This window comes from Arthrobacter sp. B2a2-09, assembly GCF_027587375.1.
Taxonomy (GTDB): domain Bacteria; phylum Actinomycetota; class Actinomycetes; order Actinomycetales; family Micrococcaceae; genus Arthrobacter.
The window spans coordinates 41,986-64,248 of record NZ_JAMXIC010000013.1; the positions used below are offsets into that span (position 1 = coordinate 41,986).

Below are 22,263 nucleotides of genomic sequence, written 5' to 3' on the forward strand. Positions count from 1 at the left end.
GGCTCCCCCGGACACACCCAAATTCAGCCCCGCAAGGGAACCCAAAAGCTTTCAAGGAGCACACCATGACGAAGATGCGCACTGTAGACGCAGCCGTCGCCATCTTGGCAAAGGAAGGCGCCATCGAGGCGTTCGGCCTGCCAGGCGCGGCAATCAACCCCTTCTATTCCGCGATGCGGGCACACGGCGGCATCCGCCACACCCTGGCCCGCCACGTTGAAGGCGCCAGCCACATGGCTGACGGCTACTCCCGTGCAGCGGACGGAAACATCGGTATCTGCATCGGCACCTCGGGCCCCGCAGGAACGGACATGATCACCGGCCTCTACGCAGCCTGGGCAGATTCCATCCCCATGCTCTGCATCACCGGCCAGGCCCCCGTTGCCAAACTGCACAAGGAAGACTTCCAGGCCGTGGACATCGAGTCCATCGCCAAGCCGGTCACCAAGATGGCCATGACCATCCTGGAACCGGGCCAGGTTCCGGGCGCTTTCCAGAAGGCTTTCCAGCTGATGCGCTCCGGCCGTCCGGGCCCGGTCCTGCTGGACCTGCCGTTCGACGTGCAGATGGCCGAGATCGAGTTCGACATCGACGCCTACGAACCCATCGCCGTCGAAAAGCCCAAGGCCAGCCGCAAGCAGCTGGAAAAGGCACTGGACATGCTCACCGCGGCCGAGCGCCCGCTGATCGTCGCCGGTGGCGGCATCATCAACGCCGGCGCCTCCGCCCAGCTCGTTGAACTGGCCGAACTGCTGAACGTTCCGGTCATCCCCACCCTGATGGGCTGGGGCACCATCCCGGACGACCACGTACTGATGGCCGGCATGGTAGGCCTGCAGACCTCGCACCGCTACGGCAACGAGACCATGCTGGCCTCGGACTTCGTGATCGGCATCGGCAACCGCTGGGCCAACCGCCACACCGGCGGCCTGGACACCTACACCGCCGGCCGTAAGTTCGTGCACATCGACATCGAGCCCACGCAGATCGGCCGCGTGTTCTCGCCGGACTTCGGTATCGCGTCCGACGCCGGTGCGGCGCTGGACGGGCTGATCGAGCTGGCACGCGAGCGCCAGGCAGCCAAGTCCCTGCCGGACTACGCCGCCTGGGTCGCCGAGTGCACCGCACGCAAGGGTTCCCTGCAGCGCAAGACCCACTTCGAGAACGTGCCGATCAAGCCGCAGCGCGTGTACGAAGAGATGAACAAGGCGTTCGGCAAGGACACCACCTATGTGTCCACCATCGGCCTCTCGCAGATCGCCGGCGCACAGTTGCTGCACGTCTTCGGCCCGCGCAAGTGGATCAACGCCGGCCAGGCCGGCCCCCTGGGCTGGACATGCCCCGCCGCCCTGGGCGTCGTCCGCGGCAAGCCGGACGAGACCGTTGTTGCCCTGTCCGGTGACTACGACTTCCAGTTCATGATCGAAGAGCTGGCCGTGGGCGCGCAGTTCAACCTGCCGTACATCCACGTGGTGGTGAACAACTCGTACCTGGGCCTGATCCGCCAGTCGCAGCGCGGCTTCAACATGGAACAGAACGTGTCCCTGGCGTTCGAGAACATCAACTCTCCGGAGACCAACGGCTATGGCGTCGACCACGTCAAGGTTGCCGAAGGCCTGGGCTGCAAGGCCATCCGCGTGGAGAACCCGTCCGACCTGCCTGCCGCGTTCGACAAGGCCAAGGCACTCATGGACGAGTTCAAGGTTCCCGTGGTGGTTGAAGTGATCCTGGAAAAGATCACCAACATCTCCATGGGTGTAGAAATCAACGGCGTGAACGAGTTCGAAGAACTGGCCGAGCGCGGCGAAGACGCCCCCACGGCGATCATTGCCCTGCTGGACTAGTAAGTACTGAAGGAGGTACGGAATGCGCGTGGTCATAGCCCCGGACAAGTTCAAGGGATCGCTGTCAGCTCCCGAGGTCGCCAGCCGCCTGAGCGCAGGACTGCGGGCCGGTTTTGCCGCCAGCCGCGCAGCGGCGAGTCAGCCAGCCGAGGGCTTTGAAACCACGCTCATTCCAGTGGCCGACGGCGGCGAAGGGACTCTCGACGCCGCCGTCGGCTCCGGCTTCACCCGCCGCAGCGCCACGGTCACCGGCCCCATGGGCCAGCCGATCAAGGCCGAATTCGCCGTCCGCGGCGAGGAAGCCGTCATCGAAATGGCGGCGGCCTCCGGACTTGCGCTGCTGCCTGGCTTCGGCGACGGCAGCGCCCCGAACACCGAAACGGCCAAGAGCTCCACAAGCCTGGGCACGGGCGAACTCATCCGTGCCGCCCTGGACCTCGGTTGCCGGCACATCATCCTTGGCGTCGGCGGCAGTGCCAATACCGACGGCGGCGCCGGCGTGCTGCAAGGCCTCGGCGCCATCCTCCTCGACGCCGACGGCAACGAACTCCCCGGCGGCGGCGCAGCACTGGCCCGCCTGGACCGGATCGACTTCTCGAACCTCGACGTCCGTTTGGAGGTCACCGAGTTCGTCTTGGCGTCCGACGTCGACAATCCCCTTTTGGGCCGCACCGGCGCCGCCGCGATCTTCGGATCGCAGAAGGGCGCGACGCCGGACGACGTCGCCACGCTCGACGCCGCCTTGGCCCACTTCGTCCAGGTCCTCGCCAGCGAACTCGGTCTCGAAGCCCAGGACGCCGCACAGGCACCGGGCGCAGGTGCGGCAGGCGGCGTCGGCTACATTGCCATCGCGGCGCTGGGCGCGGCACGCAGGCCGGGCATCGACGTCGTACTCGAATTCACTGAATTGGAGCAGCGGCTGGCGGGCGCGGACCTGGTGATCACCGGCGAAGGCAGCCTCGACGAACAAAGCCTGCTCGGCAAAACGCCCATGGGCGTGGCGCGGGCGGCGGCGCGTTCCGAGATCCCTGTGATTGCCGTGTGCGGCCGCAGTACGCTGAGCCCGGAACAACTTTCGGAGTCCGGTTTCGAGTCGGTCCATGCGTTGACCGAGCTCGAAGCCAATGTAGAGAAATGTATAGCTGAAGCAGGGCCGCTGCTTGAAGAATTGGGTAAGCACATCGGCGTGCGCCTCTCTGAAAAATCGGCCCCCACCCAAGACGCAGCGCGAACCGAGACCAAGGAGCAACTCCATGTCTGAAGAAACCACCACAGCACACGGCCCGTTTGACCTGGTCATCCGCGGCCAGCGCATCCTCACCACCGCCGGCATCACCGCCCGCGAAGTTGGCGTCCGCAACGGCGTGATTGTCGCGATCGAACCTTTGGGCAACGGCCTGCAGGGCTCCGAAGTCATCGAGCTCGCCGACGACGAAACCCTCATTCCCGGCCTCGTGGACACCCACGTGCATGTCAACGAGCCCGGCCGCACCGAATGGGAAGGCTTCGCCTCCGCCACCCGCGCTGCGGCAGCCGGCGGTGTCACCACCATCATCGACATGCCGCTGAACTCCATCCCTCCCACCACCAACGTTGAAGGCCTCAAGCTCAAGCGCGAAGTTGCCGAGGACCAGGCGTTCGTGGACGTCGGATTCTGGGGCGGTGCCATCCCGGGCAACAAGAAGGACCTCCGCCCGCTGCACGACGAAGGCGTCTTCGGCTTCAAGTGCTTCCTGCTCCACTCCGGCGTGGACGAGTTCCCGCACCTGGACGCGGACGAGATGGAAGAGGACATGGCCGAGCTCAAGTCCTTCGACTCCCTCATGATCGTCCACGCCGAGGACTCCCACGCGATCGACCACGCACCCCACCCCGGCGGCGCACACTACTCCACCTTCCTTGCCTCCCGCCCCCGCGGCGCCGAGAACAAAGCCATCGCCGAGGTGATCGAACGCGCCCGCTGGACCGGTGCGCGCGCGCACATCCTGCACCTCTCGTCGTCGGACGCGCTCCCGATGATCGCTTCGGCAAAGCGCGACGGCGTACACCTCACCGTGGAGACCTGCCCGCATTACCTCACGCTCATGGCCGAGGAAATCCCCGACGGCGCTACGGCGTACAAGTGCTGCCCGCCCATCCGCGAGGCCTCCAACCGCGAGCTGCTCTGGCAGGGCCTGCAGGACGGCACCATCGACTGCATCGTCTCGGACCACTCCCCCTCGACGCTTGACCTCAAAGACCTGGAAAACGGCGACTTCGCAGTTGCCTGGGGCGGTGTCTCCTCGTTGCAGCTGGGGATTTCGTTGATCTGGACCGAGGCACGGCACCGCGGCATCTCCCTGGAGCAGGTGGTGTCTTGGATGTCCGAGAAGCCCGCGGCTTTGGCCCGCCTGCACAACAAAGGCCAGCTGGCGCTCGGCTACGACGCCGATTTCTCCATCTTCGCGCCGGACGACGCGTTCGTCGTCGACGTCAAGAAGCTCAAGCACAAGAACCCGATCACGCCGTACGACGGCAAGGCGCTCTCCGGCGTCGTACGCAAAACGTACCTGCGTGGCAGCGAAATCGACGGCCGGACGCCCAGCGGCAAGCTGATTCGCCGCGGCGGCGTGTAGGGCCACAGCCATGGCCGTCAACGTCCATGCCCCGTACGGGCAACTGCCCGCACGGCTCAACGCCTCGCGGCACCAGCCCGCCGCCCGGCCTTCTCTGGTCCAATCCGGCGCGCTTCGGCCCGGGCTGGTTCGGCCCGGGATGCACCCGCGCGGCCTCGCCGTATGGGTACAACCCGGCGAAGGCCGCGAGATCGATCCCGAGGTTTGGGCCCGGGCCGCTGAAGCGGTCCTCGCCCGAGCCCGCAAACTTGCTCCGGGGGCGGAAGTCCTCCTTTGGCCCGCCGCCGGAGCTGCAACGTCCGGGGCTTCCTCAGGTGCTGTCTCCGGAACGGAGGCGTCCGACGGTTCGGGCGCGTCCGACGCCGGAAACCTCCCCGCCGCTGCCGACCCGCCGGTCTCACTGGCCGGCCGACGCAGCAGCGTGGCTGTGGACCTCGCCGCGAACACCGTCCTCCTGGATGGGGTCCCCGTCAGCTTCACGGCGATGGAACACAGCCTCCTCCGCTATCTTGTGGAAAACCTGTCCCGCCCCATCCAACGTGAAGAATTGCAACGCTTTTTGGAGTCACTTGACTGTCCCGGCGCGGCATTTCGGTCCATCGACGTGTATGTTGGACGCGTCCGGCGCAAGCTGGGCTCAGCCCGCCATGTCATCGCCACAGTGCGTGGAGGCGGCTACCAGTTCGTGCCCGGACCAGGCTCTACAGTCCGCGGACCCGCGGAATACTGCATCTAGGCAGCCCGTTATACCTATAGATTGATCGCCGGCCACGGCGGTTGCCCGACAAGTCAAGGATCGCAACATGACCCAGAAACTCCTCGCCGGAACCCAGGCCCCCGATTTCGCGCTGCTTAACTCCGAAGGCCAGAAGGTCTCCCTGTCGGATTACCGCGGACGCAACGTCATCGTGTACTTCTACCCGGAAGCCGCCACCCCCGGCTGCACCACCGAGGCCTGCGACTTCCGCGACAGCCTCTCCAGCCTGCAGTCCTCCGGTTACGAAGTCCTGGGCATCTCCCCCGACGCCCCGGAAAAGATCGCACGTTTCGTCGGCGACTTCTCCCTGACCTTCCCGCTCCTCTCCGACGAAGACCACGCCGTGGCCCTCGCCTACGGCGCCTGGGGCGAAAAGCTCGTGAATGGCGAAGTGGTAGACGGGCTGGTCCGCTCCACCGTAGTGCTCGACGGCGAAGGCAAGGTCAGGCTGACCCAGTACCAGGTCAAGGCCCAGGGCCACGTAGCCGCTCTCAAGGCCGAACTCGGTCTCTGACGCTCGCTCACATATGGCGGCTCCCGGCCCGACGCTCGCTCACATATAGCGGCTCCCGGCCCGACGCTCGCTCACATATAAGGCCGAATAGTGGAATCCTCCTGCAGATGATCATCTGCAGGAGGATTCTCTATTTCCAGCTGAGCGAGCGTTCGGAAATTGACGCCCAGAAGTGAGCGAGCGTCAGGGTTAGTTTCCGCCGGCGGTGTTCCACGCCTCTTCGGACACGGGTATCCACCACTCCCGTGCTTTGCCTTCCCCGATGTATTCGGGCCAACGGAAATCCGTCGGCGCGCTGAAATCGGCAGGAAGCAGCGGCGCCACGGAGCCGCGGCGGCGCTTCTCGGCGTCGAACTCTGCCTTTGCCTCCGCCAGCACGTCCGGAGATGTCAGCAGGTCCAGCACCATGCCGGCAATCATCTTGCCCGTCGCCGTGATGGTGGGGTCGATCGTCTCCGGGATGCCACCCATGGCGGTCATGGCCCAGCCCGGGTATGCAGTGCCCTTTTCGTCCGGCGCCAACGTGGGCCGCGCTGTGTAGAAGCGGATGGTGGGTGCGTACCAGGTCATTTCCACATAGTCATCGCTGGTCCAGTTCTGCTGGGTTGCCGGAATGTGCCGGCGCAGCTCCGCTTCGGCGTCCTGCGGGGTGATGAGCTCGGCCGTTGCCGGATGGAACGGATTTTCCATGGGTTCCACTCCACACGAGGCTTGGATTTCGCGTCCGATCTCCCGGGCCCGCTCATCCAAAATCGGTGCTCCAACAGCGGCGATGTTCTCCCAGGCCACCCGCGCGACGGTGTGGTTGGCGATGCCCGGGCGATTGCGCGCCACCCAGCGGGAACTAACACTGCAGTGCGATGCAGCCGCGGCGAGTTCCGCGTTGCGATCCAGCACCGCCAGCACGGAGTCGGCCTCCGCGAGGCTCGGGCAGCGCCAGGAATACTGGATCTGGGCCAGCCCAGCAGGCTGGTTGTCCGCCGTCGCCTGCCCGGCGGTGAGGATCGCTTCCGACAGCGACCAACCGCCCGCCTGCGGCAGCATCGAATCCTGCGTGGTCTTGGTCAGCGAGAACATCGTGAACAGTGCGGCGTCCGCTCCAGGAGCCCGGGCGGCAGAGTGCGACGACGGGATGGGACTGTCGCCGTACGTGTTGTTCCAGCCCTCCGGGCTGTCGCAAGTGAAGGTGTAGATCTTGCTGTAGTAGGACCCGCAGTGCGTGTCCCAACGCGCGGTGTTGCACAGCGGCATCATGTAGAACGGGTGGTACGAAATGATCGCGTCAAGGTTGTCGTAGTAGCCGCGAAGGCCGTGAACAACCTTGGATCCCTGGACCTTTTCGGCTGGCTCCCCGGTGTAGACCAAGGTGCCCGGGATGTTGTGTCGCTCCATTGCATCTTTCGCCGCGAGGAAGCCCGCGAGCGTCGAGATCCCGAGAGCCGAATGAGGATCCGTGTGGCCAGGGGCGAAGCGCGACATGCCGGTTCGAGGCTCTCGCTTAGTTGATGCAGCTTGGCAATTGCCCGGGATGGCATCGTATTCGGCGTAGCCCAGGATCCGCGCGCCCGGACCGGCGGGACTTGTCCACTCGGCCGCGAACGCGGTGGGCATGCCCCCACTGCCTTCCTCCACGGTGAAGCCATGTTCGCGCAGCGTTCTCACATACCAGGCGCAGGACTCGTATTCACGCCAGGCTGGCTCAGCCAGTTCCCAAATATTCGTGTGCCAGGTGGAAAGCCGCGACTTTTGCTGTTCCACCCACTCCCATGCCGTGGCCTTCAACTCGGCATTTTTGACCGTCGCACTCATCGGGTTCCTTCCTAAAGTCATAGAGATCCAAAAGCTGTTCCGCCGCCCCTCAGACGCTCGCCCCCGTGACGCTCGCTCACGTATAGGGGCTTTCCACCGGACGCTCCATCACTTGCCTAAGAAGGTGAGCGAGCGTCGGCCCAAGGGCCGCCATAAGTGAGCGAGCGTCGGCCCAAAGGCCGCCATAAGTGAGCGAGCGTCGCAGGGGGGTGAGGCGTTGGGGGCGGTTACTCGATGCTCACGTGGATGAGGCTGGGCCCCTTGACGGCGAGCGCCTTAGTGACAGTCCCGGCGAGCTCGTCGAGGGACTCCACGTTGAACGCCGTCAGACCGAAGCCTTCGGCAAGCCGAACCCAGTCCGGTTGCGTCAGGTTCACGCCGACCGGGGCCAGGTCCCGGTCCTCCATGTTCTGCCGGATTTCGCCGTAGCCGCCGTTGTTGATGCAAATGATGGGCAGGTCCACGCCCTGCTCCACGGCGGTGATGAATTCCTGGACCGCAAACATGAGCGCGCCGTCGCCGATCAGCCCAACCACCGGACGATCGGGGTCGGCCACCTTCGCACCAATCGCGGCCGGCAGCCCATAACCCAACGTCGCGTACGCGGGCGTGTACAAAAGCTGATGCGGTTTCTGCACGGGGAAAAAGGACGTGGTCCCGAAATAGGTGATCTGCGAGGAATCACCCGCAATAACGGTGTCCGCCGGCAGCGTGGCCGCGAGGATCTCGTTGATTTGTGCCAGCACGGGGGCCATGGAGCGGGCTTCCGTCCGCAGTTCACCGCGCAAAGAGCCCAATTCTGGAGCGGAGGCCGGCTCATGTCCGGCGAGCGCCGCGAGCAGTTGGGGCACGACGGCGGACGCGTTGCCGAGGAGCTCGACGTTCGGCGCAAGATTGCACTGAAGTTGGGACGGCTCGATGTCGATCCGGATGCACGAACCCTGCGGCACGATCTTGCCACCCCACAGCTCCGATTCGCCCACCTTCGAGCCGATCACCAGCAGCGCGTCGGAAGCGTTGCACAGGTCCTGGGCCGCTGCGAGCCGGATCTCCGAGCCCAGCGACAAAGGATGGGCTTCCGGAATAGCGCCCTTGCCATTGATGGTGGTCACCACGGGGGCTTGCAAGAGCTCTGAGAGTTCGAGGAGCGCGCCGTCGGTTCCGAGCGATCCGCCCCCGGCCAGGATCACAGGGTTGGACGCGCGGCGGAGGATGTCAGCAGCGGTGGCGACGGCGTCGTCGGCTGCTGCTTTGGGCGCACCCAGGGGGCGGGCCTCCAGAGCGGAAGGGTCGACGTCGGACGCAGACTCCAAAAGATCCAGCGGGATCTCGATGTGGACCGGACGCGGCCGCCCGTGGGCGAAGAAGGCGAAGGCCTCGTGAATCAACTCAACGGCTTCACTGCCGCTGGCTACCCGCGTGCTGCGCCCGATCAGGGCCCGGACCGCACCGGTGGGGTCCTTGGTTTCGTGCAGCAGACCGATGTCCGAAAACTCGCTGCCGCGCGGCGCGCCCGGAGACAGGATGATCATGGGCCGGGACTCGCAATAGGAGGTGGCCGCGGCGGACATCGCGTTCAGCAGGCCCGGTCCGGAGGTGGTGATCACGACGCCTGGAAGCCCCTTGAGCTGGCTCCAACCGTCGGAGCCGTACCCGGCTCCTTGTTCGTGGCGGGTGGTCACGGGGCGAATGCCGAGCGGCTCAAGGTGCCGGTAGAACTCGAGGTTGTGGGTGCCGGGGATCCCGAAGATCGCGTCGATCCCGTAGTTCCGCAGCGTGGTCATGACGGCGAGGCCGACGTTGTTGGTGGGGATGGAACTGGTCAAGGTTGGAGTCCTTTGAACGTGGATTGAGGCCTAGAGAACTTTGGAGAGGAACGCCTTTGTTCGCTCGTGCTGGGGGCGGGAGATAATCTCGTTGGGATCGCCGGCCTCGACAATGACACCGCCGTCCATGAACGCCACGACGTCCGCCACCTCGCGGGCAAAGCCCATTTCGTGCGTTACGACGATCATGGTCATGCCGTCGCGCGCCAGGGCTTTCATGACGTCCAGGACTTCGCCCACGAGTTCGGGGTCAAGCGCGGAGGTGGGCTCGTCGAAGAGCATGAGGTCGGGCTTCATGGACAACGCCCGGGCAATGGCGACGCGCTGCTGCTGGCCGCCGGAGAGCTGGGCCGGATAGTGGCCGGTGCGGTCGGCGAGGCCCACCTTGGCCAGGAGTTCACGGGCTTCGGCCTCGGCTTGGGCATTGGGTACCTTGAGGAGTTTGACGGGACCCATCATCACGTTTTCGAGGGCCGTCATGTGGCCGAAGAGATTGAAGGACTGGAACACCATGCCAATTCGGGAACGGCGCTTGTTGATGTCCTTCTGGTGTGCCTCGATGAGCCTGTCGCCATGGACCTCGTAGCCGATCATGCGGCCACCCACCAGGATGGTTCCTGAGCTGGTGGTTTCGAGGTGGTTGACACAGCGGAGCAGCGTGGACTTGCCCGATCCGGAGGGGCCGATCAAGCACGCCACTTGTCCGGATTTGACCGTGAAGTTGATGCCTTTGAGGACCTCCATGCCGGAGAAATCCTTGTGCACGTTGAGAAACTGGACTTCAGACATTGCCGCTACGCCTTTCGCGCCTGGATGGTGTTGCCGCGGGAGTACCGCTTCTCAATGCGGGCCTGGACGAGCGAGAGGATGGTGGTGAGCAGGATGTACCAGAGGCTCGCGACGATCAGCAGCGGGATCTGCTGGAGGTTGCGGGCGTAGATCTGCTGGGCGTTGTAGAGCAAGTCACCGACGCCGATCACGATCACCAGCGAGGTGGTCTTGAGCATTGAGATGGTCTCGTTGCCCACCGGCGGAAGGATGATCTTCATGGCCTGGGGAATGACCACGTGGCGCAGGGTTTCCATCCGGCTGAAGCCCATGGCGTGGGAGGCCTCGGACTGTCCCGCGGGAACACCCATCAGGCCTGCCCGAACGATTTCGGCCATGTAGGCGCCTTCGTTCAAGCCCAGGCCCAGGATGCCGGCCACGAACAGCGGCAGGACGTCATTGGTGTTCCATTCCACGAGCATCGGACCGCCAGGGATCCCGATGCCGATGGTCGGAAACAGCACCGCGGCGAAGCCCCAGAAGAGCATCTGCACCATGAGTGGCGTGCCTCGGAAGAACCAGATGTAGGCGCCGGCCACGCCGCGGAGGAGCGCGTTGTCGGACATCCGCATGACCGCGATCACCAGGCCGATCACGAGTCCCAGGACCATGGCAATGACCGTGAGTTCGATGGTGGTCAGGAGGCCGTTGAGGATGCGGATATCGAGCAGGTACTTGGCCACGATGGGCCACCCGAAGCCGGGGTTGGTGACGATGACGTAGGCGCCCATAACTGCGAACAGTCCCACCACCACCATGGCGATCAGTTGTCCGGGCCGTTTGCGCTTGAGCACGGGCCGCGACGCCAAATCCGCGAAGTCATGCCGTGCCTCGGCGGTGATTGGCAGCTCAGACACGGTCATGACCCCACCGTCGGGTTGACCTCAGACTTGGTGATGATGCCGGACTTGAGGTTCCAAGCGTCCATGATCCTGGCGTAGGTGCCATCGTCCATGAGCGACTGGACCGCGGCCTGGAATGCCTTGGACAGGCCGCCGTCGTCCTTCGGGCTCACGACGCCGGACAGGGATGGTTCGACGAGGATGGAGTCCACGGAAGTGAAGGCGTCCGGCTGAAGCTGGGCGTAGTACCCGGTCAGCGCGTTGTCCGCCACGAGTGCCTGGGCGCGGCCCGATGCCACAGCCTGGTTGACGTTGTCTTGCTGGGGAAGGAGCAAGGAAACAGGCTTGTCCTTGCCGGCGTCGGCACACTTCTTGTCAAACGACGGGAGCACGTTCAGTGCCTGGGTTGTCCCGGTCTGGGCAGCCACGGTCTTGCCGCAGAGGTCCAGTTCCGAGTTGATGCCCAGCGGATTGCCCTTTTTGACCATGACGGACGTTCCTCCGCGCATGTAGCTGACCATGTTGACCTTGTCCTTGCGTTCCTCCGTGATGGAGAAGGCTGCCCATGAGGCGTCGTAGCGCCGGGCTTCGATACCGGCCAGGATGCCGTTGAAGTCGGCCTTTTCGATATTGATGGTGACGCCCATCTTCTTCGCGACGGCCAAGGCCATGTCCGGTTCAAGTCCGACGATCTTGCCCTGGTCATCGGTGAAGTCGATCGGGGCGTAGGTGGGGTCCGTGACGAGGGTCAGGGACCCCTTGCTCTTGATGGCCGCCGGAAGGAGCGCCTGAACCTTGGAATCGGCTTGCACTGCCTGTGCGAGTTCCTGGCCGGTCTGGCTACTTTGGCCGCTCGCCGATGCGTTGCCGGATACAGTAGCGGCCGCACCTTCGGTGTTGGAGCAAGCCGTTGTCAACGCCAAGAAACTGATGGCTGCCGCTGCAACGAGCGAACTTTTCACGCCTTTGCGCATCATTTGTGGATCTCCGGTTCGAGTAGGGTTGAAATAACAATATGTTCAACTTATTGTGAGATGAGTAACAACGCGTGTCAAGGGACCATGGCAACATCGTGGAGAGATGACTACGGGCGCCCACAAGGCTCACCACCTGGACCAGCGCGACCAGACAAACGAAGGAGCAACGGCATGAGCGAGACAAACCCGGGCCGCCGCACGCGAAGCGTCACAGCAGAAGCCATGGCAGAACGCCGGCTGAGCATTCTGCAGCACGCCTCGCAGGTAATCTCCCGCGAGGGCGTCGAGGGTTGCTCCTTCGCCGAACTATCCGAGGCCTCAGGTTTCAGCATCGGCATGATCCAGCACTATTTCCGGCACCGGGAACGGCTCATTGGCGCCGCAGTGGAGTACCGCATCGACGAATCCCTTGCCGAATGGCAGCGCATCTACGATCACGGCAGCAACGCCGTGGAACGCCTACACGACCTCCTGACCTTCTCCATCCAGAGCGACACCCCGTTCGAAGAGGCCTGGGGCTTCTGGCTGCAGATCTACGCCGCCGCCCACAAGAACTCCGAGATCAGGGAGAGCGTCGCGGCAGTCTGGACTTCATGGCGGGGCCTGTTCGTCCGGGCGCTCGAGGAGGCGGTGGAGGAGAACCTGCTCCAACCGGCCCTCGATATTGACGAAGTGGCTACCTTGCTTCTGGCCACGATCGATGGACTCGCGATCCAGTCCTTGAACGGGGTCCACAGCTTCTCACCTGCGGAGATGATCGAGACCCTGCACCGCTTTGCCGCCCGGGAGTTCGGCATCGACGCCGACGAATTCATCCACAAAAAGCGCTCCAAACTCGAGGACGCGCATTAATACCCGCGCCAACCCGCGCTGGAAAGGACCATCTGTGGGGGAACATCACGACGCCATGGCCGCCGAGGCCGTGGAGTTTTGCAGCACCTTGATCCGCATCGATTCCACCAACACCGGCGATCCCGCCACCACCGGCGACGGCGAATCGCGCTGTGCCGAATACCTTCAGTCGTTGCTCGCGGAATTCGGCCTCGAAGGCCGGTTGCTCGAAAAGGCTCCAGGCCGCGGCAACCTCGTGGTCAGGATGAAGGGCGGCGACCCGGAGGTTCCGGCCCTTCTGGTGCATGGCCATACCGACGTCGTCCCCGCCAACATTGCGGACTGGACCGTGGACCCGTTCTCCGGCGAGGTCAAGGACGGTTTCGTATGGGGTCGCGGCGCGGTGGACATGAAGGACATGGTTGCCATGACTGTGGCCGCCATCCGCCAATTGCGGCGCGAGAACTTCATCCCCAAGCGGGACATCGTCTTCGCTTTCGTGGCCGATGAGGAAATAGCCGGCGAGTTCGGTGCCCAGTTCCTGGTGGACGAGCACCCCGAACTGTTCCATGGCGTCACCGAGGCGATCGGTGAAATCGGCGGCTTTTCCCTCCAGCTTCGTGACGACCTGAGGCTCTACCTGCTGGGAGTGGCGGAAAAGGGGGTCGCTTGGGCGACGCTGACCGCGCACGGAACCACAGGCCACGGTTCCATCGTGCCCAACGAAAGCAACGCCGTCGCGCGCCTTTCCTCTGCCCTCGCACGCATCTCGGAACACGAATGGCCGTTGGTCCGGAGCGCCTCGCTCTCAGCGTTGGTGGAGCAGTTGGGCGAGGCCCTCGGCCGGCCTTTGGATGGCGAAAGGCTCGACGGCGAACTCGCCTCGCTCGGTTTGCTCGCCGCGATGCTCCTCCCGGGCTTGCGTACCAGCGCCGTCCCGACCCAGTTCCATGCCGGCTATAAGACCAATGTGGTTCCCGGGACTGCCACCGCCACGGTCGATTGCCGCATCGCCCCGGGGACCGATGACCAATTCAAAGAGCAATTCATGGAGCTGCTGGGGCCCGGCATCGAGGTGAGCTGGGAAGAGGGGCGTTCGCTGGAATCACCCGCCCACGGCGCTTTGCTGGACACAATGCAAGCGGCGATCACCGCCGTCGACCCCGCCGGGAAGGCCCTCCCGTTCGTCATGTCCGGAGCAACGGACGCCAAGGCCTTCTCGCAGTTGGGCATCAATTGCTACGGCTTCTCTCCCTTGCGGCTTCCCGAAGGCTTTGACTTCGCGGGCATGTTCCACGGCGTCGACGAATGCGTCCCCGTCACCGCCATCCAGGCGGGCACCCGCATCCTTTATCGATTCCTCAGCGCTCAGTAACCAGCCGCACAGCAAAAACCACCAGCCCGGGGCGCACCATAGCGCCCGCCAACACCAAAGGACCACCATGACCACAACAACAGAGCTGTCCCATACCGACCGGATGGCCAGGCGTGCAGCAGGCTTCCAGCCCTCCCCCGTCCGCGCAGTCTTCGATGTTTCCATGCAGCCGGGCATGATCTCCCTCGCCGGCGGCAACCCCTACCTGCCCGTCCTGCCGATGGAGCGCATCGCCGCCATGGCGTCCGACGTCGTCGCCCGTCGCGGGTTGGAGGCCCTCCAGTACGGCTCCGGTGCGGGAACAGAGGAACTGCAGGCCCTGATCTGCCAAGTCATGGAACTCGAAGGCATCAAGACGTCGCCGGAAAACGTGCAGATCACCGCTGGCTCGCAAATGGCACTGGAACTCGTGACCAAGCTCTTCTGCGATCCCGGGGACGTGGTGATCGCGGAAGGACCAACATATGTGGGCGCACTCGGCGTGTTCGAAGGCTTCCAGGCCGAGGTGGCCCACGTGGCGATGGACAACGACGGCGTCGATCCTGACCGCCTCCAGGACGTCATTTCCGGGCTCAAAGCCGCGGGCAAGACCATTAAGTTCTTCTACACGATCCCCAACTTCAACAACCCTTCCGGCATCAGCCTTTCACTTGAGCGGCGGCAGCGGGTGGTGGACATTTGCCGTGCCGAAGGCGTGCTGATCGTCGAGGACAACCCGTATGGCCTGCTGAGCTTCGACGGCACACTCAAACCCGCCATGCACTCGCTCGACCCGGAGAACGTGTTCTACCTCGGCTCGTTCTCCAAGATCTTCGCCCCCGGCCTGCGCGTCGGTTGGGTGGTGGCGCCCCAGGAGGTGCGCGGGCGCCTCCAGATCGCCTCCGAGGCCACCACTATCTGCCCCTCGGTCTTGAGTCAACTGGTAGTGGAGCAGTACATCAGCAGCTTCGATTGGCGGGACCAGATTGCCGCGTACAGTGCCGTCTACGCTTCCCGCTGCAAGGCCACGCTGGACGCCCTGGCTGCCTACATGCCCGACGGTACCCAGTGGACCACCCCGAGCGGTGGATTCTTCACCTGGGTAACCCTGCCCGAGGGGATCGACACCGAGCATGTGCTCGCCGCGGCCATCGAGGCGGGAGTCGTGTTCGTGCCGGGGAGCGCTTTCTACGCCGACGGCGGTGGCAGCAACCAGCTCCGCATCGCCTTCTCGTACGCCCCGGAAGATCAGCTCACCGAGGGCGTCAAGCGCCTGGCTGAGGCAATCCGCCGAGTCTAAGCCGTCCTGCCGTCACCCAACCGGGCGAAATCGCCGGAAGGCTGCGGGATCGCCGGAAGGCTCCGGCGAACTGGCAGCTTTCCGGCGATTTGGTGCACGGCGCCCCTCAGGAGGCCCGCGGCATCGAGCCACGTCCGCAAGTGGGCTCGCGGGAAGCTGAGTCCACGAAACCCCGACGTCGGCACTCACCTGAGTGCCGACGTCGGGGTTTAACTGTGCTGGCCTTGCCGTCCTGACCTTCTTTGATTCTCAAACTGCCTCGACACGCCGGAAACCGGGTATGTCGCGCGGGCTGCCGGGCTCAGACAGGGTCAGGACGGCGCCTGCGAAGGGACGGGAGCCCTTTGCCGGGCGCGCGCCACGATGCGTCGAAAGCCTCAGCCCGCGTACACCCGTACGCCGTTGACCCAGGTCTCCACAACCCCGATGCCGCTGATGTCACCCTCAGGTGCTTCCAGCGGGTCCGCGGCGAGGATCACGAAGTCGGCCAGCTTGTCCGGCTCGAGGGAGCCAAGGTCCTTCTCGCGCCCCATGGCCCGCGCCCCGTTGATGGTGTGGGCACGGAGGGCCTCGACGACGTCGATCTTAAGATCATCCGAGCCCAACTGGACGCCGGAGCGGGTCAGGCGGGTCACGGACGTCTGGATGGCTTCCAGCGGACGGGGATCGGCCACGGGAGCATCAGAGCTCATGGTCACGGGCACCGCTGCGGCCACGAATTCGCCGAGGGGGTTGAAGCGCTCGCCCGGGGAGCCGATCGCATCCGTGACGCCGGGACCCCAGTTGTAGTAGTGCTGCGGCTGGTTGACGGGCATGATGCCGAGCTCGGCCATTTGCTCGATCTGCTCCAGCGTGGGCAGTCCGCAGTGCTCGATCCGGTGCCGGTGGTCGGCTCGTGGCGAAATAGCCAAAGCCGAGCTGACGGCGTCCAGCACCAGCTGGATGGCAGTGGGCGATTGGGCGTGGGTCGCCGTCTGCAGCCCGGCGTTGTGCGCCTTGGCGACGAGGGCACGGTATTCGGCCGGCTCATGGTAGAGCGAGCCTGTGCGGCAGGGATCATCGCGATAGCCCTCCGGGAAGTACGCCGTCCAGCCGCCCAGGGTCCCGTCCGCGTAGAGCTTGATCCCGGCGAAGGAAAGGAGGGAATCACCGAACTTATCCACGAGACCCAGTTCCAACACCTCGTCCAGGAGGCTCGACAGGAAGTAGGCGTTGATGCGCGTCACCAGTTCGCCCCGCTCCACAAGGTCCAGGTAGGCGCCAAACTCGCGCTTGGTCACCTGTGCGTCGCCGATGGTGGTGACGCCGTGGCTGAGGAACTCGCGCTGGGCGTGCAGCAGCTGGGCGCGGTGATGTTCCTTGCTGTCCCCGAGGTGGAAGTTCGGTCCGTGGTGCCCCAGCTTGACGCCCTCGTCTCCCGTGAGGATGTCGCAAGCGGCGTCGGAGAGCTCACCCGTCAGCTCGCCGTCGGCGTCCCGGAAGAAGGTTCCGCCCGGCGGGTTGGGAGTGTCGCGGCCCACTCCCGCCTTCGCGAGCACGTACGAGTTCACCACCCCGCCGTGACCGCTCGCGTTCATGACGTACACTTCGCGCGTGGTGGAGACGGTGTCGAATTCCTGCCGCGTGGGGTGGCGCTGCTCGGCAAGGTTGCGGTGCTCGTAGCCATAGCCCCTGATCGGAGTGTCGCCCGGGTTGTCGGCCGCCGCCTTCGCCAGCTGTTCAAGCATGGTGGGGATGTCCGGCGCAGCCTCCGGACCGCAATCCACCCAGGACAGCAACTGTCCGTACATCAGGGGATGCGCGTGCGGGTCGATGAAGCCCGGCACCAGCGTGCGGCCCCGGAGGTCGACGACGTCGGGCACCGCCGTCGTGAGCTTAAGCGCCGCGTCGCGGCACTCGTGCGGCGTCCCGACGGCGGCAACACGGTTGCCGATGACCAGCATCGCCTCCGCGACGGAGTTCAGGGCGTCGACAGTCCGGATGCGGCCGCCGAAGAACAGCGTTGCAGCGGGGGCTATGGGCGAAGTTTCATGGGATGCCAGGAATGACATGGGAATAACCTTTGCGTGTTGAAGTTTGCGGTACGGCCGGTACTCAGCGGGCGGGTGCCAGCTCGAACAACGGGGTGTCCGGGGCGCCGCTGCGGGCTTGGGAGATGACGTTCTGCGCCTGGATCCTGACGTATTCGGCCAGCGTGTAGTCCGAGAGGAAGCCGACGTGGGGTGTCACGAGGATCCGCGGATGGCCCATCAGCGGGTGGTCGGCAGGCGCCGGTTCGACGTCGAGCACGTCCAGCGCCGCTGCACGGATGTGGCCGGAGTCGACGGCGGCACGCAGGGCTTCGTCGTCGATCAGCTGCCCGCGGCTCACGTTCACGAGGTAGCTGCCCGGCCGCATCGCGTCGAGGCTTTCGGCATTGATGATGTGCCGGGTTTCGTCCGTGAGCGGCATGTGCAGGGACACGACGGCGGATTCCGCCAGGACTTCTTCCAGGCCAGCCCGGCGGATGCCTGCCTTCGCCAGCATCTCCCTGGTAGCCGGAGTGTCCGGGAGGTACGGATCGTAGCCGACTACCTCGCCGAAGACGCCCGATGCAAGCTCTCCGAGACGAGTGCCGATGCGCCCCAGTCCGATCAGCCCCAGCCGCTCCTGGCTGAGCCGGAACACGGTGCTGTCCGGGCGGGCGTTCCAGTCCCCCTCGGCCACGCGTCCCTGGAAGAACGGAATTTCGCGCGTGACGGCGAGGGTAAGCGCCAGCGCGTGCGAGGCTACTTCCTCCGTGGCCACGCCCGGAAGGTTGCTGACCCAAATACCCCGCTCCTTGGCGGCATCGAGGTCAACGTTGTCGAAGCCCATGGAGACCAGGGCGATGATTTTCAAGCCCGGGATGGCGTCCATGACCTCGGCGGTCACGGGGGCGTAGCCCACCAGCAAGGCTTCTGCGTCTTTCGCCTGCTCCGCGATGACCGCGGGATCCCGGGTGCCGAGGTACCGGACGTCGTAACCGTTGTCCTCGAGCAGCGCGACGCCGGCAGAGTAATCGAGGTCTTCCATGTCCGTGTAGACGGCGAGGGGGCGGTGCTTAGTGGACATGGCTCAAGAACTTCCTTGTGCGTTGGTGTTGGGGGTTGTCGAAGAACTCGTCCGGAGTGGCTTGTTCCACGATGACGCCGCTGTCGAACAGGGTCACTTCATCGGCAACCCGGCGCGCGAAACGGACTTCGTGGGTGACCACGATCATCGTCATGCCGTCGTTGGCCAGGCTCTCCATGACGTCCAGGACTTCGCCCACCAACTCGGGATCCAGGGCGGAAGTCGGTTCGTCGAAGAGGAGGACGTCGGGGTTCATCACCAAGGCGCGGGCGATCGCCACGCGTTGCTGCTGGCCGCCGGAAAGCTCCGAGGGGAAATGCCCGGCGCGGTGCGAAAGCCCAACGCGCTGGAGCATGGCCATGGCCTGTTCTTCGGCTTCCTTGTGATGGATGCCCTTGACGGAGGTCAGCCCGAGCATCACGTTGCGGCAAGCCGTGAGGTGCGGGAACAGGTTGAACTTTTGGAAGACCATGCCAATGTTGCGGCGTTCCTTGGCGAGCTCGCGTTCGGGGAGGGCCACGGCTCCGTTTGCTTTCTCACGGACACCGATGCGCCGCCCCCGGAGGCGGATCTCGCCGTCGTCGGCTGGCTCAAGTAGCGCCATCAGGCGCAACATCGTGGACTTGCCGGAACCGGAAGGACCCAGCACTGCCTTGACTTGTCCCTGATGGATATCGAACTCGACGCCGCGCAGGACGTGCTGGTCCTGGTAGCTCTTGTGGAGATTGCGCACGCTGAGTACGGGATCGTTGGTGGACCAGGTTTCCGGCATGGGTTCCGGGCCGCTGTGGGTCATGGCTGCACTCCTTGGCCGACTGGTTCCAGGATGGAAGGCTTCTTGGATTTGGACCGTGACGTCCAGACGAATTTCTTTTCCACATAGCTTTGGAGAAGTGTCAGAAGGCTGACGATGATGAGGTAGTAGACGATTGCCGCGGCGTAGTACTCGGCGTAGCGGAACGTGATGTTCACGCCCACCTGGGCCGTGGTGAGGAGTTCCTGCAGGGAAATCACGGAGGCCAGCGAGGAGAACTTCACGAGGCCGATGAACTCATTGCCTGTGGGAGGCAGGGCCGTACGGATGGCCTGCGGCAGGACAACCTTGAGCATGACCTTGACCGGCGACATTCCAAGCGCCCTGCCGGCGAGAGCCTGGCCCTCGTCGATACTGAGCAACGCCGAACGGATGATTTCCGCCATGAAGGCCGCTTCCACGATGCCCAGGCCGATGAACGCGGCAATGAACGGGGAGAACCAATCCTGGCGCAGGACGGGGAAGAGCTGCGGCAAGGCGTTCCAGATGATGAGCAGCACCAACAGCGCCGGGATGGCCCGGAAGAACCAGGTGTAGATTCCTGCGACGCCCTGCGCTATCCGGCTACGGGAGGTGCGTCCCAGGGCAACGGCAAAACCGATGGCCGTGGCCAGGATCAGTGAAAGCACCGCGACGGCGACGGACAGGAAAGCCCCCGACACGTAGCTCGGATTCACGAGTTGTTGGACGAAGATGTTGACATCGAATTCCATCACCAACTCCTTTCGCGTTAGGGCGCGGGGGCCGCAGCGTTGTTGCGGCCCCCGCGGGGAGGATGGCTAGGGGACGTCGACGATCGTGGGATCGAGCTTGTTGTCCTTGGCGATCTTGCCCAGGGTGCCGTCCTGGTGGAGTTCCTTCAGCGCTTGCGCGATGGCGGGAGACAGCGGATCGTTCTTGCGGGTGAACACGCCGAAGGTGGTGTCGGCCGGGAAGACTCCCGGGGCCACGCTGAGCTTGCCTTCGTTCTGGGCTGCCATGTAGGCGGCCGCCACGTTGGTCTCGATCAGGGCCTCGGACTTGCCGTTGATGACTGCCAGGACCGTTTCAGCGGTCTTGGGGTATTCGGTGAGCTTGGGCTCGTCCTTGCCGGCTTTCTTGCACTCATCCTTGAGCGCAGTGATGCGGGCGGCGTTGGACGAAGCACTCTGCGCTGCGACGGAGTGGCCGCACAGGTCCAGCACGGTCTTGTAATTCCCTGCGCTGCTTGGCGCCGAGAGGATCGCGGGACCGGCGTTCATCACGGCTGAAGCGTCGGCGACGTCCAAGCGGGCCTTGCTCATGTACAGGCCGCCGAAGATGGCGTCGCAGCGGCGGGTTTGGAGTCCCGGCATGAGGCCGTCGAATGTGGTCACTTCGAACTTTGCGTCGACGCCCCAGTGCTTGGCGAGCGCCCGTGCGGCGTCGGCGTCGAACCCTACGATGTCACCGCTGGAACCGTTGGCGTAGTACTCCAGCGGCGCGTATTCGGGGTCGATACACAGGGTGAGCTTGCCGCTCGTGGTGAGTCCCTTCGGCGCGGTGGCCGATGCTTGCCCCGTGGAACTGGGGGAAGCTGCGGCGGAGCAGCCACTCAACAACAGGGCCAACGCAGCGGCCGCCAAAGCGGGCTTCGTGAACTTGAGCATGTGCAGATCTCCAATTGAACTGTTGGGGTCGCGTGGAAACGCGAGTCGGAGTACGCCGATGTGGCGCTGATCACGATGCTAGCGAAAAAATCGACCAAATCAAGCGAATCAGTTGTTTAATACTGATGTGACACAGTTTCTGTACGACTATCGCTACTTTTATATTCAAATAACTTGCCTATCGCTTGGCTCGTGAAAGTATTGATTACGACGGCGGCGCTCGGCTCGCCGGGGCGCCGCACCTTCGCTAAGCACCCACTACCGCGGCCCCCAAGACAAGGCGGTTATTGTGAAGACCATGCATGATCTGGACGACAGGCTGATCCGCCTGCTGCAGGCCGATGGCCGTGCCTCGTTCAGCGAGCTATCCAAGCAGCTGGGCGTGACGCGCTCCGCCGTGACAGCGAAGGTCAATGAGCTCACGTCCTCAGGAGAACTGCGGATTGTCGCGGCAGTCCATCCGCGCCTGCTGGGCCTGACCGCCGTCGCGCACATCTCCATCCAGCTGAACGGTTCCGCACAAGCGGCCCTGGAGAGGTTGAGCCAACTGGACGGCGCCGTCTTCGCGTCCCTCACCACGGGCAGGTACGGCATCATCGCCGAACTCCGCCTGCCCACCGTCGAAAGGCTCTACGAAGACGTCGAGGCCATCCGCCTTTGCGAGGGCGTGGCTGCGGTGGATGTCCTGATGTACAAGGAGGTGGTCCGCAGCCTCTTCCTCGGCAAGGAGCCACCGGACCCCCGGCTCGAACTTGATCAGGCGGATCTCCTCCTCATGAGCGAGTTGCAGGTGGACGGCCGCCTCGGTTTCGAGGCCCTCGGCGAGCGGATCGGCCTTTCGTCCAGTGCTGCCAGGATCCGGGTCCTTCGCCTGCTGGAAGCCCGCGTCATGCAGATCGGCCCTATCCGGAGCCGCTCCGGTTCTTCGCGGTCCATGGCCTTTGGCTTCGGAATCTCGACGGCGGCAGGAACCGAGGAAGCCACCGACTTCTTCTCGGCGACCCCCGGCGTGGAATTCATCGCCAGCTGCCTCGGCAGGCACGATCTCGTGGCCACCGTGGGCGTCAGCTCGCTGGACGAAATGTACGAGATCCTGGACAAGGTGCGCGCGATGGACTCGGTGGCAAGCGTGGAGTGCTGGCTGCACCTGAAAATCGTCCAGGAACGATACGCCAAGCCCCTCGACAAGATGCTCGCGACCAAGGCCCAATCCAACGGCCACTAGCTCTCA

General features: G+C 64.5%; 19 protein-coding genes. 9 read left to right on the forward strand and 10 right to left on the reverse strand.

All coding sequences use genetic code 11. The features are described 5' to 3' along the window. Nucleotides 1–65: 65 nt before the first annotated feature. The 5 genes from gcl (at nucleotide 66) to bcp (ending at nucleotide 5,730) form a co-directional block, all read left to right on the forward strand. Complete coding sequence (gene gcl, locus NFJ07_RS14720) at nucleotides 66–1,844, forward strand: glyoxylate carboligase (protein WP_269995409.1); 1,779 nt, start codon at nucleotides 66–68, stop codon at nucleotides 1,842–1,844. A gap of 22 nt (nucleotides 1,845–1,866) precedes the next feature. Continuing rightward, nucleotides 1,867–3,105 carry a glycerate kinase gene (locus NFJ07_RS14725; RefSeq protein WP_269995410.1) on the forward strand — a complete coding sequence of 413 codons (1,239 nt, stop codon included), beginning with the start codon at nucleotides 1,867–1,869 and terminating at the stop codon, nucleotides 3,103–3,105. Beyond that, nucleotides 3,098–4,459 (forward strand): allantoinase AllB, encoded by a 1,362-nt coding sequence (allB, locus tag NFJ07_RS14730; RefSeq protein WP_269995411.1) that lies wholly within the window; start codon nucleotides 3,098–3,100, stop codon nucleotides 4,457–4,459. Before NFJ07_RS14725 ends, allB begins: the two co-directional genes overlap by 8 nt. Before the next feature lie 10 nt (nucleotides 4,460–4,469). Next, complete coding sequence (locus NFJ07_RS14735) at nucleotides 4,470–5,195, forward strand: winged helix-turn-helix domain-containing protein (RefSeq protein WP_269995413.1); 726 nt, start codon at nucleotides 4,470–4,472, stop codon at nucleotides 5,193–5,195. 67 nt (nucleotides 5,196–5,262) lie between these two features. After that, a complete protein-coding gene (bcp, locus tag NFJ07_RS14740) occupies nucleotides 5,263–5,730 on the forward strand; it encodes a thioredoxin-dependent thiol peroxidase (RefSeq protein WP_269995414.1) in 468 nt (155 codons plus the stop codon). A 189-nt stretch (nucleotides 5,731–5,919) separates the two neighbouring features. Here bcp and NFJ07_RS14745 read toward each other — a convergent pair whose 3' ends face one another. The 5 genes from NFJ07_RS14745 to NFJ07_RS14765 form a co-directional block, all read right to left on the reverse strand. Beyond that, nucleotides 5,920–7,539 carry an amidohydrolase gene (locus NFJ07_RS14745; protein WP_269995415.1) on the reverse strand — a complete coding sequence of 540 codons (1,620 nt, stop codon included), beginning with the start codon at nucleotides 7,537–7,539 and terminating at the stop codon, nucleotides 5,920–5,922. A gap of 227 nt (nucleotides 7,540–7,766) precedes the next feature. Next, nucleotides 7,767–9,365 (reverse strand): thiamine pyrophosphate-binding protein, encoded by a 1,599-nt coding sequence (locus NFJ07_RS14750; RefSeq protein WP_269995416.1) that lies wholly within the window; start codon nucleotides 9,363–9,365, stop codon nucleotides 7,767–7,769. 30 nt (nucleotides 9,366–9,395) lie between these two features. Continuing rightward, entirely contained in the window at nucleotides 9,396–10,154 is a 759-nt protein-coding gene (locus tag NFJ07_RS14755) for an amino acid ABC transporter ATP-binding protein (RefSeq protein ID WP_269995417.1), read from the reverse strand. A 5-nt stretch (nucleotides 10,155–10,159) separates the two neighbouring features. After that, nucleotides 10,160–11,056: an amino acid ABC transporter permease gene (locus NFJ07_RS14760; RefSeq protein WP_269995418.1), complete on the reverse strand. Its 897-nt coding sequence runs from the start codon at nucleotides 11,054–11,056 to the stop codon at nucleotides 10,160–10,162. Then, nucleotides 11,053–11,997, reverse strand: a complete 945-nt coding sequence (locus tag NFJ07_RS14765; protein ID WP_269995419.1) for an ABC transporter substrate-binding protein — start codon at nucleotides 11,995–11,997, stop codon at nucleotides 11,053–11,055. The genes NFJ07_RS14760 and NFJ07_RS14765 overlap by 4 nt, the downstream gene beginning before the upstream one ends. Nucleotides 11,998–12,183: 186 nt before the next feature. Between NFJ07_RS14765 and NFJ07_RS14770 the strand changes: the two genes are divergently transcribed. The 3 genes from NFJ07_RS14770 to NFJ07_RS14780 all read left to right on the forward strand — a co-directional run bounded on the left by NFJ07_RS14770 (nucleotide 12,184) and on the right by NFJ07_RS14780 (nucleotide 15,497). Beyond that, nucleotides 12,184–12,864, forward strand: a complete 681-nt coding sequence (locus NFJ07_RS14770) for a TetR/AcrR family transcriptional regulator (protein WP_269995420.1) — start codon at nucleotides 12,184–12,186, stop codon at nucleotides 12,862–12,864. Nucleotides 12,865–12,898: 34 nt separating this feature from the next. Beyond that, nucleotides 12,899–14,218 carry a M20/M25/M40 family metallo-hydrolase gene (locus tag NFJ07_RS14775; RefSeq protein ID WP_269995421.1) on the forward strand — a complete coding sequence of 440 codons (1,320 nt, stop codon included), beginning with the start codon at nucleotides 12,899–12,901 and terminating at the stop codon, nucleotides 14,216–14,218. A gap of 67 nt (nucleotides 14,219–14,285) precedes the next feature. Continuing rightward, nucleotides 14,286–15,497: an aminotransferase-like domain-containing protein gene (locus tag NFJ07_RS14780; protein ID WP_269995423.1), complete on the forward strand. Its 1,212-nt coding sequence runs from the start codon at nucleotides 14,286–14,288 to the stop codon at nucleotides 15,495–15,497. A gap of 377 nt (nucleotides 15,498–15,874) precedes the next feature. Here the strand turns inward: NFJ07_RS14780 and NFJ07_RS14785 are convergent, their stop codons facing one another. The 5 genes from NFJ07_RS14785 to NFJ07_RS14805 form a co-directional block, all read right to left on the reverse strand. Continuing rightward, entirely contained in the window at nucleotides 15,875–17,548 is a 1,674-nt protein-coding gene (locus tag NFJ07_RS14785) for an amidohydrolase (protein WP_269995424.1), read from the reverse strand. Nucleotides 17,549–17,591: 43 nt separating this feature from the next. Beyond that, nucleotides 17,592–18,590, reverse strand: a complete 999-nt coding sequence (locus NFJ07_RS14790; protein WP_269995426.1) for a C-terminal binding protein — start codon at nucleotides 18,588–18,590, stop codon at nucleotides 17,592–17,594. After that, on the reverse strand, nucleotides 18,580–19,386 hold the full coding sequence (locus NFJ07_RS14795) for an amino acid ABC transporter ATP-binding protein (RefSeq protein WP_269995428.1): 807 nt from the start codon (nucleotides 19,384–19,386) through the stop codon (nucleotides 18,580–18,582). The genes NFJ07_RS14790 and NFJ07_RS14795 overlap by 11 nt, the downstream gene beginning before the upstream one ends. Beyond that, the gene (locus tag NFJ07_RS14800; RefSeq protein ID WP_269995430.1) at nucleotides 19,383–20,117 is read right to left on the reverse strand and encodes an amino acid ABC transporter permease; all 735 of its coding nucleotides are present in this window, start codon (nucleotides 20,115–20,117) and stop codon (nucleotides 19,383–19,385) included. Before NFJ07_RS14800 ends, NFJ07_RS14795 begins: the two co-directional genes overlap by 4 nt. Nucleotides 20,118–20,183: 66 nt before the next feature. Beyond that, nucleotides 20,184–21,032, reverse strand: coding sequence for a transporter substrate-binding domain-containing protein (locus NFJ07_RS14805; protein ID WP_269995431.1), 849 nt, complete (start codon nucleotides 21,030–21,032; stop codon nucleotides 20,184–20,186). A 298-nt stretch (nucleotides 21,033–21,330) separates the two neighbouring features. Here NFJ07_RS14805 and NFJ07_RS14810 point away from each other — a divergent pair, with 298 nt between their 5' ends. Then, entirely contained in the window at nucleotides 21,331–22,257 is a 927-nt protein-coding gene (locus NFJ07_RS14810; RefSeq protein ID WP_269995544.1) for an Lrp/AsnC family transcriptional regulator, read from the forward strand. The last annotated feature ends 6 nt before the right edge of the window (nucleotides 22,258–22,263 follow it).

What these genes read in the sequence shown, in the direction of transcription:
- NFJ07_RS14760 (WP_269995418.1), bottom strand. Translation starts at nt 11,056, where the DNA reads ATGACCGTGTCTGAGCTGCCAATCACCGCCGAGGCACGGCATGACTTC.
- NFJ07_RS14755 (WP_269995417.1), bottom strand. Translation starts at nt 10,154, where the DNA reads ATGTCTGAAGTCCAGTTTCTCAACGTGCACAAGGATTTCTCCGGCATG.
- NFJ07_RS14785 (WP_269995424.1), bottom strand. Translation starts at nt 17,548, where the DNA reads ATGTCATTCCTGGCATCCCATGAAACTTCGCCCATAGCCCCCGCTGCA.
- allB (WP_269995411.1), top strand. Translation starts at nt 3,098, where the DNA reads ATGTCTGAAGAAACCACCACAGCACACGGCCCGTTTGACCTGGTCATC.
- NFJ07_RS14770 (WP_269995420.1), top strand. Translation starts at nt 12,184, where the DNA reads ATGAGCGAGACAAACCCGGGCCGCCGCACGCGAAGCGTCACAGCAGAA.
- NFJ07_RS14800 (WP_269995430.1), bottom strand. Translation starts at nt 20,117, where the DNA reads ATGGAATTCGATGTCAACATCTTCGTCCAACAACTCGTGAATCCGAGC.
- bcp (WP_269995414.1), top strand. Translation starts at nt 5,263, where the DNA reads ATGACCCAGAAACTCCTCGCCGGAACCCAGGCCCCCGATTTCGCGCTG.
- NFJ07_RS14745 (WP_269995415.1), bottom strand. Translation starts at nt 7,539, where the DNA reads ATGAGTGCGACGGTCAAAAATGCCGAGTTGAAGGCCACGGCATGGGAG.
- NFJ07_RS14795 (WP_269995428.1), bottom strand. Translation starts at nt 19,386, where the DNA reads ATGACCCACAGCGGCCCGGAACCCATGCCGGAAACCTGGTCCACCAAC.
- NFJ07_RS14805 (WP_269995431.1), bottom strand. Translation starts at nt 21,032, where the DNA reads ATGCTCAAGTTCACGAAGCCCGCTTTGGCGGCCGCTGCGTTGGCCCTG.
- NFJ07_RS14735 (WP_269995413.1), top strand. Translation starts at nt 4,470, where the DNA reads ATGGCCGTCAACGTCCATGCCCCGTACGGGCAACTGCCCGCACGGCTC.
- NFJ07_RS14790 (WP_269995426.1), bottom strand. Translation starts at nt 18,590, where the DNA reads ATGTCCACTAAGCACCGCCCCCTCGCCGTCTACACGGACATGGAAGAC.
- gcl (WP_269995409.1), top strand. Translation starts at nt 66, where the DNA reads ATGACGAAGATGCGCACTGTAGACGCAGCCGTCGCCATCTTGGCAAAG.
- NFJ07_RS14725 (WP_269995410.1), top strand. Translation starts at nt 1,867, where the DNA reads ATGCGCGTGGTCATAGCCCCGGACAAGTTCAAGGGATCGCTGTCAGCT.
- NFJ07_RS14810 (WP_269995544.1), top strand. Translation starts at nt 21,331, where the DNA reads ATGCATGATCTGGACGACAGGCTGATCCGCCTGCTGCAGGCCGATGGC.
- NFJ07_RS14780 (WP_269995423.1), top strand. Translation starts at nt 14,286, where the DNA reads ATGACCACAACAACAGAGCTGTCCCATACCGACCGGATGGCCAGGCGT.